Below are 14,868 nucleotides of genomic sequence, written 5' to 3'. Positions count from 1 at the left end.
GTGGCTGCGATCTGCGGGTCCGTCTACGAGCCGCGCAGGGCGATGCCCTCCAGCACCATCGACAGGTACTGGCGGGCGATCTCCTCGGGGCTGTGCCGGCCGCCCGGCCGGTACCAGGACGCGGCGACCCAGACGGTGTCGCGCACGAAGCGGTAGGTGAGCCGTACGTCCAGGTCGGCGCGGAAGACCTTGGCGGAGACTCCGCGCTCCAGCGTGCCCAGCCACGCCTTCTCGAACTTCTGCTGCGACTCGACGAGATAGGCGAAGTGCGGCTGGGCTCCGAGGTGTTTGGCTTCCTTCTGGTAGATGGCGACCGCGTCGAGGTGGCGGTCGATCTCCCGGAAGGACTCGGTGACGAGGGCCTCCAGCGTCTCCCTGGGGCCGAGACCGGCGGAGAGCACGGCGTCGTACCGCGCCCAGAGCTCGTCCAGGAAGCCGGAGAGGATCTCGTCGAGCATCGACTCCTTGGAGTCGAAGTGGTAGTACAGGCTGCCCGCCAGCATTCCCGCCGCGTCCGCGATCTTGCGGACGGTGGTGGCGTTGTAGCCCTGCGCGGCGAACACCTGGGCCGCGATGGCCAGGAGTTCCTCGCGCCGCTCGGGCGGGCTCATCGTGGTCTTCTTACGGTCGCTGCTGCTCTTGCTGTTCGGCACCGGGCCATTCTCGCCTCACGGGTGCTGGCTGCTGACCGACAGCACCTCGCCGGTCAGGTACGACGAGTAGCCGCTGGCCAGGAACACGATCACGTTGGCCACCTCCCATGGTTCGGCGTAGCGTCCGAAGGCCTCCCGGCCGGTCAGCTCCTCGAGCAGTTCGGGGGTGGTGACCTTGGCGAGGTGCGGGTGCATGGCCAGGCTCGGGGAGACGGCGTTCACCCGCACGCCGTACGCGGCTGCCTCCACCGCGGCGCACCGGGTGAGGGCCATGACGCCGGCCTTCGCCGCGGCGTAGTGGGCCTGGCCGCGCTGGGCGCGCCAGCCGATCACCGAGGCGTTGTTCACGACGACACCGCCGGCGCCCGCGGTCTTCATGCGGCGCAGGGCGGCGCGGGTGCAGCGGAAGGTGCCGTTGAGGGTGACGTCGAGGACCTTGTCCCACTGCTCGTCGGTCATGTCGACGAGGTCGGCGGTGCCGCCGAGGCCCGCGTTGTTGACGACGATGTCCAGACGTCCGTGCCGTTCCTCGGCGTGGTCGAACAACGCGGTGACCTGGTCCTCGTCCGTGACGTCGCAGGGCAGGGCGGTGACGCGGTCCGTGCCGAACCCGGTGGCCAGTTCCGCCTCGGACTCCTTCAGGCGGCGGGTGTGGGCGTCGGAGAGCACGACCCTGGCGCCCTCCTCGAGCAGCCGCCGGGCGGTCGCGCCGCCGATCCCGGCGCCCGCGGCGGCGGTGACGACGGCCGTGCGGCCGGTGAGCAGGTGATGGCCGGGCAGGTACGGGGGCGGGACCGAGGTCATGGGCGTACCTCCTTGGGCAGGCCGAGGACGCGCACGACTCCTCGACGGCGACGATCGGCGGCAGGGAGCGTTCGCGCTGCCCGGGCGTGCCGAACGCGATGAGCCCTGCTGTTCCAGGCTCGCGCCCCGGCCTCCGTACTCCTTCGGCCGGCCGACGCAGGTCCACCCGGCGGTGCTCATGAGCGGCTCCCGGCGACTCTCGACGGCTGACGTCCCGTACGTTAGCCTACCAAACACTTGTTAGGGAAGGAGGATGCGGATGTCCACTGCCCGTACTGCGCCCTCGGAGCCCGTCCGCTACGAGCGCCGCGGCGCCGTCGCCGTGGTGACGATGGACCGGCCCGAGTACCGCAACGCCCAGAACTCCGCGATGACCTACGCCCTGGACCGGGCCTTCTACCGCGCGGCGGACGACGACGAGGTGAAGGTCGTGGTACTCGCCGGAGCGGGGAAGCACTTCTCCGCGGGCCACGACATCGGCACCCCGGAGCGGGACGCGCACCTGCCGTTCGACCGCAGGGCCGGGCTGTGGTGGGACCACTCGCAGAAGTCGGGGGCCGAGAGCCGCTTCGCCCGCGAGTCCGAGGTGTACCTGGGCATGTGCCGGCGCTGGCGCGAACTGCCCAAGCCGGTCATCGCCTCGGTGCAGGGCGCGTGCGTGGCCGGCGGGCTGATGCTCGCCTGGGTCTGCGATCTGATCGTCGCCTCCGAGGACGCCTTCTTCGCCGACCCGGTGGTGCGCATGGGCATCCCGGGGGTCGAGTACTTCGCCCACCCGTGGGTGATGCCACCGCGGATCGCCAAGGAGTTCCTCTACACCGGCGACCGGATGGCCGCGCGGCGCGCCTACGAGGTCGGCATGATCAACCGGGTCGTGCCCCGCGAGGAACTCACCTCGCACACCCTGGAGTTGGCGGACCGGATCGCTGCGATGCCCCGGATGGGGCTGGCGCTGACGAAGCGGGCCGTCAACCAGGCCGAGGACCTCCAGGGCCTGCACCAGGGGCTGGACTCGGTCTTCGGTCTGCACCATCTCGCCCACGCCCACAACGCGGAGACCGCCGCCGACTCGCTCGGCGGGATGGACGTGCGCGCGATGAAAGAGGCACGCCGCTGATGGACCTCGACTTCACCCCCGCCGAGGAGGACTTCCGGTACGAGGCCCGGGACTGGCTCGACTCCCATGTGCCGGCCGTCCCGCTCCCGTCGCTGGAGACCGCCGGGGGATTCGCCGCCCATCGGGAATGGGAGCGGACGCTGTTCGCCGACCGCTGGTCGGCGGTCTCCTGGCCCGAGGAGTTCGGCGGCCGTGGGGCCTCCCTGCTGAAGTGGCTGATCTTCGAGGAGGAGTACTACGGGGCCGGCGCGCCAGGCCGGGTCTCCCAGAACGGCATCAACCTCCTCGCTCCCACGCTCTTCGAGCACGGCACCGCCGAGCAGCGGGCGCGCGTCCTGCCGCCCATGGCGAGCGGTGAGGTGATCTGGGCGCAGGCCTGGTCCGAGCCGGAGGCGGGGTCCGACCTGGCCTCGCTGCGGTCCACCGCCGTGCGGACGGAGGGCGGCTGGCGCATCAGCGGCCAGAAGACCTGGTCGTCCCGGGCGGCCTTCGCCGACCGCGCGTTCGGCCTGTTCCGCAGCGACCCGGACCCGGACCGGCCGCACCGGGGCCTGACGTACCTGATGTTCCCGCTGGACGCGGAAGGGGTCACCGTACGGCCCATCGGGCGGCTGGACGGCAAACCCGCGTTCGCCGAGCTCTTCCTCGACGACGTGTTCGTACCGGACGCGGACGTCATCGGGGAGCCGGGGCAGGGCTGGCGGGTCGCGATGAGCACCACCGGCAACGAGCGCGGGCTGACCCTGCGCAGCCCCGGCCGCTTCACCGCCGCGGCCGGCCGGCTGACCGCTCTGTGGCACTCCACCGCGGGCCCCGATCCCACAGCGGGCCTCACCTCCGGCTCCGACCCCGACCCCGACCCCGGCTCCGGCTCCGGCTCCGGTGACACCGCGCTGCGGGATCGGGTCGCCGACGCGGTGATCGGTGCGCGCGCCTACCAGTTGTTCACCTACGCCCACGCCTCACGCATCGCAGCCGGTGGGTCGATCGGCGCCGAGTCCAGCCTCAACAAGGTCTTCTGGTCCGAGCTGGACATCGCCCTGCACGAGACGGCTCTCGATCTGCTCGGCGCCTACGGCGAGCTGTCCGACGAGGCCGCCGAGGCACCGGCACACGGAAGCTGGGCGGAGGGGCACACCTTCTCCCTGGCCGGACCGATCTACGCCGGCACCAACGAGATCCAGCGCGACATCATCGCCGAGCGGCTGCTCGGCCTGCCTAAGGGGCGCCGGTGATGCGGTTCCTCCTCGACGACGAACAGCGGGAGTTCGCCCGCGCCCTGGATGGCATGCTGGCATCCGCCGGCACACCCGGCGTCATACGGTCCTGGGCGACCGGCGACCACGGCCCCGGACGCGCCCTGTGGGGCCGGCTCGCGGAGGCCGGCGTCTTCGCCCTCGCCGTTCCCGAGGAACACGAGGGTCTCGGGCCGCTGCCCCTCGAACTGGCCGTCGCCTTCGGCGAGCTGGGCCGCCATGCCGTGCCCGGTCCGCTGGCCGAGACGGCCGCCGCGGGTGCGCTTCTGAGCCGGCTCGAGGGCGGCACGGCCCGAACCTGGCTGCCGCAGCTGGCGTCCGGCAAGGCCGTGGCGTCCCTGTGCGTCCTCGCTCCCGGCGGCAGCCCGTACGCCCTGGACCCCGACGCCGCCGACGCGGTGTTCGTCGTGGACGGCGACACCGTACGCCTCGCGGAATCGCACGGCCCGGTCCAGCCGTCGGCCGACCCGGCGCGGCGACTGGCCCGCCCGCTCGGCGGAGTGGTCCTGGAGCAGGGCCCCTCGGTGGTGGAGGCCGCCGCGCACGCCGCCGATGTCGCCGCGCTGGCCACCGCCGCCCAGGCCCTCGGGCTGGGACGCTCGCTGCTGGAACGCACGGTGGACTACGTCCGGCAGCGCACCCAGTTCGGGGTGCCCGTCGGCTCGTTCCAGGCGGTGAAACACCGCCTGGCCGACACCCTCATCGCGCTGGAGTTCGCCCAGCCGCTGGTCCACGCCGCCGCCCTGGCCCTGGCGGCGGACGATCCGACGGCAGGCCGGGAGGTCGCCGCGGCGAAGGTGTCGTCCTGCGAAGCGGCGTACACGGCGGCGCGGACGGCCCTGCAACTCCACGGCGCTGTCGGCTACACCGAAGAACTGGACGTGTCCCTGTGGATCCGCAAGGCCCGCCCCTTGCGCACCGCATGGGGCACCCCGGCCACCTGCCGCGCGCGGGTCCTCGCGGACGGAGCGGTGCGATGAGGTGGACGGAGGAACAGCGCGAACTGCACTCGCCCGTACGGTCGTTGCTCTCACGCCACGCGGGGGCGGCGGCCTGACGCGTCCCACATCGTCCTCGTCCACGTCGGCACCTGGCGGCGCAGGTCCGTACGTCAGACGAGGGTCGGCAGCCTGTCCAGCGTGGCGTGTGCCTCCGCCATGATCCGGTCGACGAGTTCGGCGCAGGACGGCAGGTCGTCGATCAGTCCCCCGACCTGCCCGCAGGCCATCACGCCGAGGTCGGTGCGGCCGTCGACCATCGCGGCCTTGAGGAGCATCGGTGTGCTGGCCGCCAGCAGCACCTGGCTCCAGGTCAGTTCCTTGCCGTGCCGCATCGCCAGACCGTCGCGCACCAAGGCGGCCCAGCTCATGCCCGACTCCCGCCTGAAGGCGGAGGCGTGCCGGAGAGCGCGCAGCAGGGAGGCCGCGCGGCCCGAGCGCTCCAGCGCGTCCACGAGGTCGGTGCGCAGCATCCGGTGGGGCAGGCCGTCGACCTTGGTGGTGACGGTGACGTCCTGGACGGCCGCCGCGAGGTAGCGGGCCTTGACGGCGTCGGGGACGGTGCTGTCGGAGGTGAGCAGGAAGCGCGTACCCATGGCGATGCCGGCGGCGCCATAGGCCAGTGCCGCCACCAGGCCGCGTCCGTCCCGGAAGCCGCCGGCGGCGATCACCGGGATGTCGACGGCGTCCACAACCTGCGGGAGCAGCACGGTGGTGGCGACGCTGCCGGTGTGGCCGCCGCCTTCACCACCCTGCACCAGCACGGCGTCCGCGCCCCAGGCCGCGACCTTCTCGGCGTGCCGCCGGGCGCCCACGGAGGGGATGACGACCACTCCGGCGTCCTTCAGACGGGCGATGAGTTCCGGTCGCGGCGCGAGGGCGAACGAGGCGACCTTCACGCCCTCGTCGATGATGAGCCGCACCCGCTCCCCCGCGTCCGCGGCGTCGGCCCGCAGGTTGACCCCGAAGGGCGCGTCCGTACGGGACTTGACCTCGCGCACCGCCGAGCGGAGCTGCTCCGGGGTCATGGTGGCGGACGCGAGGATGCCCAGCGCTCCGGCGTCGGCGGCGGCGGAGACCAGGCGGGGCCCGGCCACCCACCCCATGCCGGTCTGGACGATGGGCGTGCGCACTCCGACGAGTTCGGTGAGGGCCGTGGCGATCGCGATGCCGCTCATGCGGGCACCTCACGGTCGCGGGCGCCCTTCGGGTCGATGACCTCGCGGATCAGGCGCAGCTCCTCGGTGGTGGGCTCACGGGTGTACGACACCTCGTCCGGGACGGTGAGCGCGAAACCGGTGGCCTCGAGAACCTGCTCGACCGTGACCCCCGGATGCAGCGAGCGCAGCCGCATCGAGTGGTCCGGCGTGGCGAAGTCGAAGACGCCCAGGTTGCTGACCACCTCCGGGACGTCGTGGAAGCGGGTGGCCGACGGGCCAGCCTCGGCGGCACGGTCGTAGCCGACTCCGCACACCATGTCGACCTGCTCGACGAAGACGCGCGTCGAGTGTTTGGGCACCCAGTAACTCGTCGGGTTGTTGAGTGTGTTGATCGGGGCGCCTCGTACGCCCAGGAGTTGCCGGGCGGGGCGGGCCCAGTCGCCGATGCAGGAGATGTTCTGGTTTCCGTGGCGGTCGATCTGGCCGGCGCCCATCATCACGTGCCGCCGCCCCGTGGCCACGAGGGCCAGGTGCTGGCGGTAGGGCAGCCAGCCCTCCACCACCTGGGCGCGGGCGCCGAGCGCCGGGACGTCGCCGATCAGCAGTGCCTCACCGTCGGTGAGCAGCAGGTCGGGCGCGAACGTCAGCTTCGCCAGCCGGGCGCCGATCGTGGGGACGGTGCCCATGGGGCCGGCCAGGACCTCCCCGGCGTGGCGCCAGGCCTCCGCGCAGGCCACGACGCAGTACTCGGCGCGCGTCGTCTCGTTCGTCGTGGGACTGCTCACGCCCGCTCCTCGTGGAATGCCGCGACAGCGGCTTGGTACGTCTCTTCGCCTGCGGACAGATAGCGATCGGTGAAGGCCTGCCAGGCTTCCGGGTCGCGGGCGGCCTGGGCATAGGCGCGTTGGAAGGGCTCGTCGCGGTCGTAGTCGGGGGCGCAGGAGGTGAAGTGCGCGCCGTGGGGCGTCTGGACGACCCCGGTCACGAACGCGCGCTTGACCAGGAGGGACTGGGGGGCCGCGTCCTTGAGCAGGTCGGCGGTGTCGACGAGTTGCTCGCAGGAGACGTACGCGGCGTCGGCGGCCTGGCAGAAGAGGTCGTCGAAGTACGGATCGGGCCCGAGGTATTGGGCGTTGCCCTGTGCGTCCGCCCGGTTGAGGTGGACCAGCGCGGCGTCCAGGCGCAATGCCGGGACCGCGACGAGCTCCTCCCCGTCGTCGTAAGGGGAGACCACCGTGCGCAGGTGCGGGTTGACCCTCATCACGTCGGAGCCGAGTCCGGCCCGGACCGGCAGGAAGGGCAGCCGCTGCGCGGCGGCGGTCAGGCCCCACATGAACATCGCCTCGTCCAGCTCGACCAGGTCGAAGGCAGCACGCTGCCGTGCCGCGGTGAAGTGCGGCTCCAGGGGGACGGAGTCGAGGGTGGCGAAGGCTGCGACGAGCTTGCGGATTCGTCCGGCTGCCGCGAGCAGGCCGATGTCCGGGCCGCCGTAGCTGACGACGGTGAGACCGGTGACGTCCGAGCGCAGCAGCGCACGCACCAGTGCCATCGGCTTGCGCCGGGATCCCCAGCCGCCGATCCCGATCGTCATGCCGCTGCGCAGACGCGCGACGACCTCGTCGGCGGTCATCGTCTTGTCGCTCACCGCGATTCCCCCTCGGACGGCTTGGACGACACAAATGCTTCCCGGTACCTGTCCGAGATGCCGCTGAGGTTGGCTTCGAAGGTGAAGCCCTGTTCGAAGCGGTAGCTGCGGCGGACGTCCACGGGGTCGATGCCGTTGATCGACGCCTTGGCTAAGCGGATGAGCAGCCCGTCCTTGGCGGCGATCTCCCTGGCCAGTTCCATGGCCGCGGCGTGCAGTTGCTCGCGCGGGACGACCCGCCACACTGAGCCGTGGCGGTGCAGGTCCCCGGCCGTCACGGTGCGCGAGGTGTAGTACAGCGTCCGCATCAGGTGCTGCGGGACCAGCCGGGCCAGATGGGTGGCGGCGCCGAGCGCACCCCGGTCCAGCTCGGGCAGCCCGAAGGTCGCGTCGTCGCTGGCCACGATCGAGTCGGCATTGCCCACCAGACCGATGCCGCCGCCCACGCAGAAGCCCTGCACCGCGGCGATCACCGGGACCTCGCACTCGTAGACCGCGGCGAACGCCTCGTAGCAGCCGCGGTTGGTGCCGACGAGCGCCGTGTACCCCGCGGTGCGCTGCATCTCCTTGATGTCGGCGCCGGCGTTGAACCCGCGCCCGGTCGCGGTGAGGACGACACAGCGCACACCGGGATCGGCGCCGGCCGCGCGCACCGCGGCGGCCAGGTCGTACCAGCCCTGGACGGGGAGGGCGTTGACCGGTGGGAAGTCCACGGTGATGACGGTGATGCCCTCTTCGGGGCTTGTGGTGGAGACACCCATGAGCGGATCAGCTACCTTTCCACCAAACGTTTGTTAGGTACGAAGGTAGCAGCGAAGCACGCGTCACGGGAGGACCCATGGCAACGATCACCGATCTGAGCGGACGGGTGGCGGTGGTCACCGGCGGAACGAGGGGGGTGGGCGCGGGCATCACCCGGGCTCTGCTGGAGGCCGGGGCCGAGGTGGTGACCTGCGCCCGGCGCCCCGCGGACCAGCCTGTCGAAGCGGCCGGCCGCACCGCCCGGTTCCTCCCCATCGACCTGCGCGACGCGGACGCCGTCGGCGCCTTCTTCACGCGGGTGAGCGATGAGTACGGCAGGCTGGACGTCCTCGTCAACAACGCGGGGGGCACCCCGTACCGGATGCTCGAGGAGGGCGGAGCCGAACGGCACTCCCGGGTCGTCGAGTTGAACCTGCTGGCCCCCCTGACCGCCTCCCTCGCCGCCCACGAGCAGATGCGCTCCCGGCCCGGCGGCGGCTCGATCATCATGATCGGCAGTGTCAGCGGCAGCCGTCCGTCCCCGGGCTCGGCGGCCTACGGCGCGGCCAAGGCGGGGCTGGAGCAGCTGGCCCGCAGCATGGCCGTGGAGTGGGCCCCGAGAGTCAGGGTCAACACCCTGGTCCTCGGCATGGTCCGCACCGAGCTGTCGCATCTGCACTACGGCGACGAGAGCGGCATCGAGACCGTCGGCCGCACCGTGCCGCTGGGCCGGCTGGCCGACCCCGCTGAAGTGGGCGATGCCTGTGTCTTCCTCGCCTCCGAACGCGCCTCGTACATCAGCGGCGCGAGCCTGCTCGTCCACGGCGGTGGCGAACGCCCGGCCTTCCTCGACGCCGCCATCGCCGGCAACTGACCCACTGAACTCCCCAGACCGCCAACGAGAGGACACAGAATGTCCGGACTGTGCAGCGAACGTGTCGCGATCGTCACCGGGGCGGGGCGCGGACTCGGGCGGGCGCACGCCCTCGCTCTCGCCGCCGAGGGCGCGAAGGTCGTCGTCAACGACCTCGGTGTGGGCCTCGACGGCACCGGACCCGAGGCCGGACCCGCCCAGCTCGTCGTGGACGAGATCCGGGCGCGCGGCGGGCAGGCAGTCGCCCACGGCGGGGACGTCTCCACGGCCGAAGGTGCGGCCTCGCTGATCCGCACCGCCGTCGAGACCTACGGCCGGCTCGACACCCTCGTCAACAACGCCGGCTTCTTGCGCGACCGCATGCTGGTGAACCTGGACGAGGACGACTGGGACGCCGTCATGCGCGTCCACCTCAAGGGGCACTTCCTTCCGCTGAAGCACGCGGCGGCGCACTGGCGGGCAGAGGCCAAGGCGGGCCGCGCCCCGAAGGCCCGGGTCATCAACACCAGCAGTGGGGCGGGACTGCTGGGCAGCGTCGGTCAGGGCAACTACTCCGCGGCCAAGGCGGGGATCGTCGGACTGACGCTGGTCGCCGCCGCCGAGATGGGCCGTTACGGCGTCCTGGTCAACGCCGTCGCCCCGGCGGCCCGCACCCGGATGACCGAGGCGACCTTCGCCGAGACCATGGCGGCCCCCACCGACGGGTTCGACGCCATGGCTCCGGAGAACGTCTCCCCGCTCGTCGTGTGGCTGGGCTCCGCCGCCTCCGCCGGCGTGACGGGTCGCGTCTTCGAGGCGGAGGGCGGTCGCATCACCGTGATGGAGGGATGGCGGCCCGGCCCCACCGTCGACAAGGGCGCCCGCTGGTCCCCGGCCGAGGCCGGGGAGACGGCGGTGAAGCTCCTCGCGGAGGCGGCGCCGCCGGAGCCGGTGTACGGCTCGCGATGATCACCGGCGGGGCCGGGCCGGCACACGGCCGGGTGCCGGCCCCGGACTCGCCGCCTACCAGGCCGCACTCCACCTCGCCGCCATCCGCATCCGGGCACGGCGCTGAGCGCACAGCCGGGACCTAGTAGCTGTCGTAGCTGGGCTTGCCGGTCGGCCGGTAGACGCCCACGACGGTGCCGCTCTTCGTCGTCGAGACACTGACCGGCTCCAGTGCGGTGGGGACCGCTCCGTCGGCGAACAGCCGCTTGCCGGTGCCGATGATCACCGGATGGATGGTCAGCCGGTACTCGTCGACCAGGTCGTGCCGCATGAGCGTCTGGGCGAGGTCGCCGCTGCCGACGACGTTGATGTCACCGCCGTCGGACGCCTTCAGCTCGCGCACGGCGTCGGCGACGTCGCCCTCCAGCAGCGTGGAGTTCTCCCACTCCAGCGACGTCAGGGTCCGGGACGCCACGTACTTGCGCATGCTGTTCATCCGCTCGGTGAACGGGTTGGCGGGATCGGCGGTCGGCCAGTACGCCGCGAAGATGTCGTACGTCTTGCGGCCGAGCAGCATCGCGTCGGAGGGCTCGTACCAGCCCGCGATGGCCGCGCCGACCTCGTCGTCGGACACCGGCTTCTGCCAGCCGCCGTGCTCGAAGCCGCTCTCGGCGTCCTCGTCCGGACCGCCCGGCGCCTGCATGACGCCGTCCAGCGACAAGAACGTGCAAACGATGATCTTACGCATGATGCGCTCCTTTCATGTCGTCTATGGGACTGCGCGACCACCGGAAACTCATCGGCGGGGCTCTCCCGTCCTCGCGTGAAGGTGACCCAGGTGCGGACGCCGGCCGGACAGCGCCTGCACGCCCAGGAAAGCCGGGCGACACGTGACCGGCCCAGCTGTCGTCACGAAGGCAACCCGCGGGTGCTTTTCAGGACCGCGCCATTGAACTCCACGGTCGACAGGTTTTTCGCGCCTGTGAAATCGGCGCCGCTCAGGTCCGCTCCGGTGAAGTCCGCGTCGCGGAGGTCGGCCTGCCTCAAGTCCGCTCCGCGCAGGATGGCGCCGGGCAGGCTGGCACGGACGAGACTGGCCCGCCGCAGACGGGCATCCTCCATCACCGCCCTTGTGAGGTACGTGTCGTCGAAGTGCGCTCCCTCCGCCTGGATCCGCCTCAGGTCGGCACGCACGAGGTGCGACCGAGCCAGATCGGCATCGGTCAGGACGGCATCCGCCAACTCGGCACCGTCCAGACTTGCTTCCCGCAGAGTCGTGCCCACCATGACCGCCCCGGCCAGACGGGCGTGCTCCAAGTCAGCACTGCTCAGGTCCGCGGCGCTGAAATCGGCCTCCGGGAAATTGATACCGATCACCCGCTGGCGTGCCCGGTCCCACATCCCCATGTAGCCCAGGTGGCGCAGGCGGACGTTGCGCAGGTCGAAGTCGCCGCTGCCGTCACGTGTGGGATCCCGGTTGGCCAGGACCGTCATGGCCGCCTGGGTGTCCGTGGCCGGGCGGACATCGGCTGAGCCGCTCCCCTGGCCGTGAGCGTGCTCACGGACGTATGCCGTCAGCAGGGTCACGACGGTGGGCTGATCGGGCGGCGAGTCCCGCATCAGTCGCTCCAAGCCGTAGATTCCCCCGAGGCGGACGTCCACGGCCGACGAGGAGAGGTTGCCGATCGCCGCGTTGAACCGGCCGGTGACCTGCCCACGCTCGGCGATCCGCAGCTGTTCGCCCGACTGCTCGACCGAGACCCAGGTGAACAGCAAGGCGGCAAGAGCCGCGATCCCCGGTAGCGATGACGCGGCCAGCGCCGCCCACTGCAGGCGGTCTCCCGCCGTAGGGTCGCCCGCGCGAGGACGTCCTGCCCGTCTTCGGCTTCCGTGACGGGTGCCTCGGTGAGAGATGCGACGCAGCTGCGCCAAGGTGCTCAACCTGGTCATACCGGCCATGGAACCCCGGAACCAGGGACGGACCGGCGTTCTGGCGGTGCGGTGGACGACAGCTTCGGGCGAACGGCCGAATTCGTGCACCTTACGACCGAGCGATGGCCGCTGACCGCGAGCCGGCTGCCGTGCCCGTCGAGGGCGGGGCACCGCGTGGTGCCCCGCCCCTGGGCCGGAGGGCCGGTGGGTCAGACGGTCGCCGGGAGCGGCTCGGAGGTCGGCGGCGCCGCCAGTCGGCCGGTGCGGTACAGGCCGTACAGGGCGGCCGCGCAGACCAGGCCGAGCACACACAGCGTGATCCACGGCAGCGCGGGCAACCCGGCTGCGCGGGCGGCGTCGAGCGCGGCGCCCGTGCCGAGGTTTCCGACGGTGATACCGATGCCGCAGATCGTGTTGTACAGCCCGTAGTGGGTGGCGACGAGGCGGTCACCGGAGAGGCGGACGATGGTGTCCATCTCGAACGGGTAGGCGATCATCGTGCCGATCGCCAGCAGCAGCGCCGCGAGCGTCGGCGGAACCGCCGCGAGCAGCCACAGCCCGATCCCGGACTCCGGTACCGGAACGGCGGTGGCGAGCAGCAGGGGCACGAAGGCCAGCCCCATCGCTGCCAGTCCGCGCACCAGTGCCTGCCCTGGCTCGTACCGCGCTTTGCACCACGCCGTCACTCGCGTCTGACCGAGGATCGTGGTCAGCCCGGAGACGGCGAAGAGCATCGCCACCGCCGCCGTGCCGAACTCCCCGTCACCGCCGAGCCGGCGTACCTCCAGCGGCAGCGCCAGGTAGACCTGGAAGGACAGGACGTACGAACCGATCATGGCGAGGGAGAAGAGCAGGAACGGCCGGTTGGCGAGGATGCCGCGCCACTGTGCGAGCACACCCTGGTCGGTGTGAGCTTCCTTCCGCTCGGCGTCTTGTGCCCTCCTGGCGGGCAGCGCACGGATCTGCACGACGCTCAGCAGTGCGAAGATCCCGGCGGAGACCAGGCAGGTGATGCGGAAGTCCACGCCGGTCAGCACCATGCCGGCCAGGGGGCCGAGCAGGATGCCCGCCTGGTAGAACACGTTGAACAGGGCGAACGCCTCGACCCTGCGCTCCCCCGCGTCGGCCGCGAGATACGCCCGTACGGCCGGGTTGAACAGCGCCCCGGCCAGCCCGGTGGCCGCGGACGCTGCCAGCAGGGCCGGCAGGGAATCGACCAGTCCGAGCGTCGCGAAGCCGAGAGTGCGCAGCACGCATCCGGCGACGATCAGCGGCTTGTAGCCGAGCCGGTCGGCGAGTGTGCCCCCGACCAGGAACATGCCCTGCTGGCTGAAGTTCCGTACGCCGAGGACGAGTCCGACGATCCAGCCGGCCAGCCCGAGCGTTCCGGAGAGGTGGGCGGCCAGGTAGGGCATCAGCATGTAGAAGCCGAGGTTGATGGTGAACTGGTTGACCATCAACAGCTGGACGCTGCCCTCGTACGATCGGACCTGGGTGAGCAGCCCCTTCACCGGTCCTCCTCCGAAGCGTCGGACGCGAGTTCCGATGCGCCCTGAGCGCGTTGCAGCGTGAGGGGATCGACGACGGTGGGGCACCGGGTCCATCGGGTGACCTCCTTCTCGTCCAGGCGACCGAGCAGCTCCGGTTCGGGTGCCGGTGGCGACTCCAGCAGGCCGTGGGCGGCGCAGTAGTCGTCGTCGTAGACCGTCCCCAGGTATCGCTGCGGACCGTCGGGGAAGATCGAGACGATCCGTGCGTCCGCCGGCATCGTCCGGGCCAGCCAGCCGGCCACCAGCGCGACCGCGCCGACACTCCAGCCACCGGTGGCGTAGTGGGAGGCGGCCAGTTGACGGCAGGTCCACACGGCCTCGTGCGGGGCGACCCAGTGCACCTCGGAGAAGTTCTCGTAGGCGACGTTGCGCGGGTAGATGCTGGAGCCGAGGCCGCGCATCAGGCGGGGCCGGGCGGGCTGGCCGAAGATCGTGGAGCCGATGGTGTCCACGCCGACGACGGTCACCTCGGGGTAGAGCTGACGCAGAACGCGGGAGACGCCGGCCGAGTGGCCGCCGGTGCCGACACTGCACACCAGCACGTCGATGTGGCCCATCGCGGAGGCGAGTTCGAGAGCCAGCGGTGTGTAGGCGGCGACGTTGTCGGGGTTGTTGTACTGGTCCGGGCACCAGGAGCCGGGGTGCTGCTCCAGCAGCCGCTGGACGCGGTCGCGGCGGGCCTGCTGCCAGCCGCCGGTGGGGTGTGGCTCGGAGACGACGTTGACCTGGGCGCCGTAGGCGGTCAGCAGCCGGGTCATGGACAACTCCAGCCCCGGATCGGTGACCAGGGTGACCGGATGGCCGTACACCATCCCGGCCAGAGCCAGCCCCAGTCCCAGGGTCCCGCTCGTGGACTCGATGATCCGCCCGCCGGGCCGCAGGTCGCCACGGGCACGGGCCCGCTCCACCATGTGCAGCCCCGGACGGTCCTTGATTCCGCCGGGGTTGAAGCCTTCGAGCTTCGCCCAGAAGCCACGCCCGGTGGGGGCCAGCGGCTCCGACACCCGCAGCAGCGGGGTGTCCCCGACCAGACCGGACAGGGCGGACTGGCCGGAGGGGGTCGCGGCCTTGGTCAATGACTGCATGTCTGTGTGTTCACTCTCGCTCGATGAATACCTGTGCGGTTCATCTCGCGCGTCCTGGACAGGAGGCGGACCACACGTCCGCGCTCGGTCCATGGGCACGCGGCAGCCGTGAAGCCGGTCGGCTGC

15 protein-coding genes are annotated in these 14,868 nt (G+C 71.6%); 5 read left to right on the top strand and 10 right to left on the bottom strand.

The annotated features are described in order from the left end of the window. Positions 1-23: 23 nt before the first annotated feature. Entirely contained in the window at positions 24-611 is a 588-nt protein-coding gene (locus ABZ016_RS16690; RefSeq protein WP_356917506.1) for a TetR/AcrR family transcriptional regulator, read from the bottom strand. Positions 612-668: 57 nt separating this feature from the next. Continuing rightward, positions 669-1,457 (bottom strand): SDR family oxidoreductase, encoded by a 789-nt coding sequence (locus tag ABZ016_RS16685; RefSeq protein ID WP_356917348.1) that lies wholly within the window; start codon positions 1,455-1,457, stop codon positions 669-671. Between the two features lie 259 nt (positions 1,458-1,716). On the opposite strand from ABZ016_RS16685, the gene ABZ016_RS16680 reads away from it, so the two are divergent. From ABZ016_RS16680 to ABZ016_RS16670, 3 genes are read left to right on the top strand one after another with little or no spacing between them, the layout of a single operon-like run. After that, positions 1,717-2,574: an enoyl-CoA hydratase gene (locus tag ABZ016_RS16680; RefSeq protein WP_356917347.1), complete on the top strand. Its 858-nt coding sequence runs from the start codon at positions 1,717-1,719 to the stop codon at positions 2,572-2,574. After that, positions 2,574-3,809 (top strand): acyl-CoA dehydrogenase family protein, encoded by a 1,236-nt coding sequence (locus ABZ016_RS16675; RefSeq protein ID WP_356917346.1) that lies wholly within the window; start codon positions 2,574-2,576, stop codon positions 3,807-3,809. The genes ABZ016_RS16680 and ABZ016_RS16675 overlap by 1 nt, the downstream gene beginning before the upstream one ends. Further along, complete coding sequence (locus tag ABZ016_RS16670) at positions 3,809-4,810, top strand: acyl-CoA dehydrogenase family protein (protein ID WP_356917345.1); 1,002 nt, start codon at positions 3,809-3,811, stop codon at positions 4,808-4,810. Before ABZ016_RS16675 ends, ABZ016_RS16670 begins: the two co-directional genes overlap by 1 nt. 131 nt (positions 4,811-4,941) lie before the next feature. Here the strand turns inward: ABZ016_RS16670 and ABZ016_RS16665 are convergent, their stop codons facing one another. The 4 genes from ABZ016_RS16665 to ABZ016_RS16650 are packed head-to-tail and all read right to left on the bottom strand — an operon-like array spanning position 4,942 to position 8,394. After that, positions 4,942-6,006: a nitronate monooxygenase gene (locus tag ABZ016_RS16665; protein ID WP_356917344.1), complete on the bottom strand. Its 1,065-nt coding sequence runs from the start codon at positions 6,004-6,006 to the stop codon at positions 4,942-4,944. After that, positions 6,003-6,773: a CoA-transferase gene (locus ABZ016_RS16660; RefSeq protein ID WP_356917343.1), complete on the bottom strand. Its 771-nt coding sequence runs from the start codon at positions 6,771-6,773 to the stop codon at positions 6,003-6,005. Before ABZ016_RS16660 ends, ABZ016_RS16665 begins: the two co-directional genes overlap by 4 nt. Next, positions 6,770-7,633 (bottom strand): CoA-transferase, encoded by an 864-nt coding sequence (locus ABZ016_RS16655; protein WP_356917342.1) that lies wholly within the window; start codon positions 7,631-7,633, stop codon positions 6,770-6,772. Before ABZ016_RS16655 ends, ABZ016_RS16660 begins: the two co-directional genes overlap by 4 nt. After that, positions 7,630-8,394, bottom strand: a complete 765-nt coding sequence (locus tag ABZ016_RS16650) for an enoyl-CoA hydratase family protein (protein ID WP_356917341.1) — start codon at positions 8,392-8,394, stop codon at positions 7,630-7,632. Before ABZ016_RS16650 ends, ABZ016_RS16655 begins: the two co-directional genes overlap by 4 nt. Positions 8,395-8,471: 77 nt before the next feature. On the opposite strand from ABZ016_RS16650, the gene ABZ016_RS16645 reads away from it, so the two are divergent. Both ABZ016_RS16645 and ABZ016_RS16640 read left to right on the top strand, forming a co-directional pair. Beyond that, positions 8,472-9,248, top strand: coding sequence for an SDR family oxidoreductase (locus ABZ016_RS16645; RefSeq protein WP_356917340.1), 777 nt, complete (start codon positions 8,472-8,474; stop codon positions 9,246-9,248). A 39-nt stretch (positions 9,249-9,287) separates the two neighbouring features. Continuing rightward, entirely contained in the window at positions 9,288-10,196 is a 909-nt protein-coding gene (locus ABZ016_RS16640; protein ID WP_356917339.1) for an SDR family oxidoreductase, read from the top strand. Between the two features lie 121 nt (positions 10,197-10,317). Here the strand turns inward: ABZ016_RS16640 and ABZ016_RS16635 are convergent, their stop codons facing one another. The 4 genes from ABZ016_RS16635 to ABZ016_RS16620 form a co-directional block, all read right to left on the bottom strand. Continuing rightward, positions 10,318-10,923, bottom strand: coding sequence for a dihydrofolate reductase family protein (locus ABZ016_RS16635; RefSeq protein WP_356917338.1), 606 nt, complete (start codon positions 10,921-10,923; stop codon positions 10,318-10,320). A gap of 161 nt (positions 10,924-11,084) precedes the next feature. Further along, on the bottom strand, positions 11,085-12,125 hold the full coding sequence (locus tag ABZ016_RS16630) for a pentapeptide repeat-containing protein (protein WP_356917337.1): 1,041 nt from the start codon (positions 12,123-12,125) through the stop codon (positions 11,085-11,087). A 191-nt stretch (positions 12,126-12,316) separates the two neighbouring features. Then, complete coding sequence (locus ABZ016_RS16625) at positions 12,317-13,618, bottom strand: MFS transporter (RefSeq protein ID WP_356917336.1); 1,302 nt, start codon at positions 13,616-13,618, stop codon at positions 12,317-12,319. Beyond that, positions 13,615-14,742: a PLP-dependent cysteine synthase family protein gene (locus ABZ016_RS16620; RefSeq protein WP_356917335.1), complete on the bottom strand. Its 1,128-nt coding sequence runs from the start codon at positions 14,740-14,742 to the stop codon at positions 13,615-13,617. The genes ABZ016_RS16625 and ABZ016_RS16620 overlap by 4 nt, the downstream gene beginning before the upstream one ends. Positions 14,743-14,868: the final 126 nt, after the last annotated feature.

Source organism: Streptomyces sp. NPDC006372, assembly GCF_040612515.1.
GTDB lineage: Bacteria > Actinomycetota > Actinomycetes > Streptomycetales > Streptomycetaceae > Streptomyces.
This window is presented reverse-complemented; position numbering and strand designations above follow the sequence as displayed.